The sequence below is a fragment of the Ideonella sp. B508-1 genome (assembly GCF_000333615.1).
In the GTDB taxonomy this organism is placed as follows: Bacteria; Pseudomonadota; Gammaproteobacteria; order Burkholderiales; family Burkholderiaceae_C; genus Ideonella.
The window spans coordinates 1-1,622 of the sequence record NZ_BADL01000537.1 but is presented as its reverse complement, the minus strand read 5'-3'; the positions used below and the strand labels follow the sequence as shown (position 1 = coordinate 1,622).

Annotated in this window: 2 protein-coding genes; both read right to left on the bottom strand. The window is 64.7% G+C overall.

The window, feature by feature from the left end; translation table 11 throughout:
- Positions 1-421, bottom strand: a 421-nt coding sequence (locus tag I73_RS29580) for a cbb3-type cytochrome c oxidase subunit I (protein WP_040501261.1), incomplete at its 3' end; no start/stop codon positions are given.
- Positions 422-467: 46 nt separating this feature from the next.
- Positions 468-1,577, bottom strand: coding sequence for a cytochrome c oxidase subunit II (gene coxB / locus I73_RS20950; protein WP_022982409.1), 1,110 nt, complete (start codon positions 1,575-1,577; stop codon positions 468-470).
- Positions 1,578-1,622: the final 45 nt, after the last annotated feature.

Sequence of the window (1,622 nt, the reverse complement as noted above, 5' to 3'; positions counted from 1 at the left end):
AGCTCGGTCCCGGGGAACCTCTAGAGTCCGCGGGAATCAGCAGCCAGAAGCTGAAGTTGTTCATCCGCGCGAAGGCCATGTCCGAGGCCCCGATCTGCAGCGGGATCATCCAGTTCGCGAAGCCCACGAAGGCCGGCATGATGGCCCCGAACACCATGATGAGCCCATGCATGGTGGTGAACTGGTTGAACAGCTCGGGGTTGAAGAACTGCAGCCCGGGCTTGAACAACTCGGCGCGGATGCACAGCGCCAGCACGCCCCCGATCATCAGCATGGTGAAGCTGAAGAGCAGGTACATCGTGCCGATGTCCTTGTGGTTGGTGGCGTACACCCAGCGGCGCCAACCGGGGGTGGGCCCATGGGCATGGTGGTCATGGGCATCGTGGGCCGGGCGGCCGTGGGCATCAAGGACTGCGCTCATCGTGGCTCCTGGACGGGAAGCGTGGATCGCAAGAAGGCAAGGAGACTCACTGCGCACGCGCAGCGGTCACCTCCGAAGGCTGGACGGTCTGGCCGGTCTGGTTGCTCCAGTTGTTCTTGGTGAAGGTCACCACCGCCGCGATTTCGGTGTCGGACAACTGTTTCCACGAGGGCATGGCGTTGTTCTGGCCGTGCAGCAGCACCTGGATCTGCACCAGATGGTCGGCATCGAGCACCTTGGCCGAGCCGTCCAGCGGCTTGATGGGCCCGCCTCCCTTGCCATCCGGCCGATGGCACACCGCGCAGTTGGTGGCGTAGACCTGTTGACCACGGGCCACCAGAGCGTCGTGCTCCCACACCTTCTTCGGGTCATCCGCCGCCTCGGCCATGCGCTTCTTCTCACCCGCCACCCACTGGGCGTAGTCGTCGGCGCTGAGCACTCGCACATGGATGGGCATGTAGGCGTGCTCCTTGCCGCACAGCTCGGCGCACTGACCGTAGAAGTCGCCGGTCCGGTCGGCGCGGAACCAGGTGTCGCGCACGAAGCCCGGGATCGCGTCCTGCTTCACCCCGAAGGCCGGGATCATCCAGGAGTGGATGACGTCGTTGGCGGTGGTGATGATGCGGACCTTCTGGCCCACCGGCACCACCATCGGGTGGTCCACCTTCAGCAGATAGTCATCGCCTGAGGGTTTGCCTGCATCGGACATCTGCCGCTGCGCCGGATCCAGCATGGAGAGGAACTGGATGCCCTCGCCGGGGCCTTTCAGGTACTCGTAGCCCCACTTCCATTGGTAGCCGGTGACCTTGATGGTGAGGTCGGCATGGCTGGTGTCCTTCTGCGCCACCACCGTCTTGGTGGCGGCAAAGCCCATGCAGGCCACGATGATGAAGGGCACGATGGTCCAGGCGATCTCCACCTTGACGCTCTCGTGGAAGTTGGCCGGCTTGGCCCCCAGCGATTTGCGGTGCTTCAGGATGGAATAGAACATCACCCCGAAGACGCCGATGAAGATCAGCAGGCAGACCACCAGCAAGCCGTAATGCAGCGACTGCACATCGGCGGCGATCTGCGTGGCCGGTGGCGCCAGATCCATCTGGCGCACGGCCGGCCCGCCCGGCAGGCTCTGAACCGCACCATCGGCGGCCCAGGCCATCCGGCCTCCCCACACTGACAAAAGGGCGAGCCCCCGTCCTCCCGC

What these genes read in the sequence shown, in the direction of transcription:
- coxB (WP_022982409.1), bottom strand. Translation starts at nt 1,577, where the DNA reads ATGGCCTGGGCCGCCGATGGTGCGGTTCAGAGCCTGCCGGGCGGGCCG.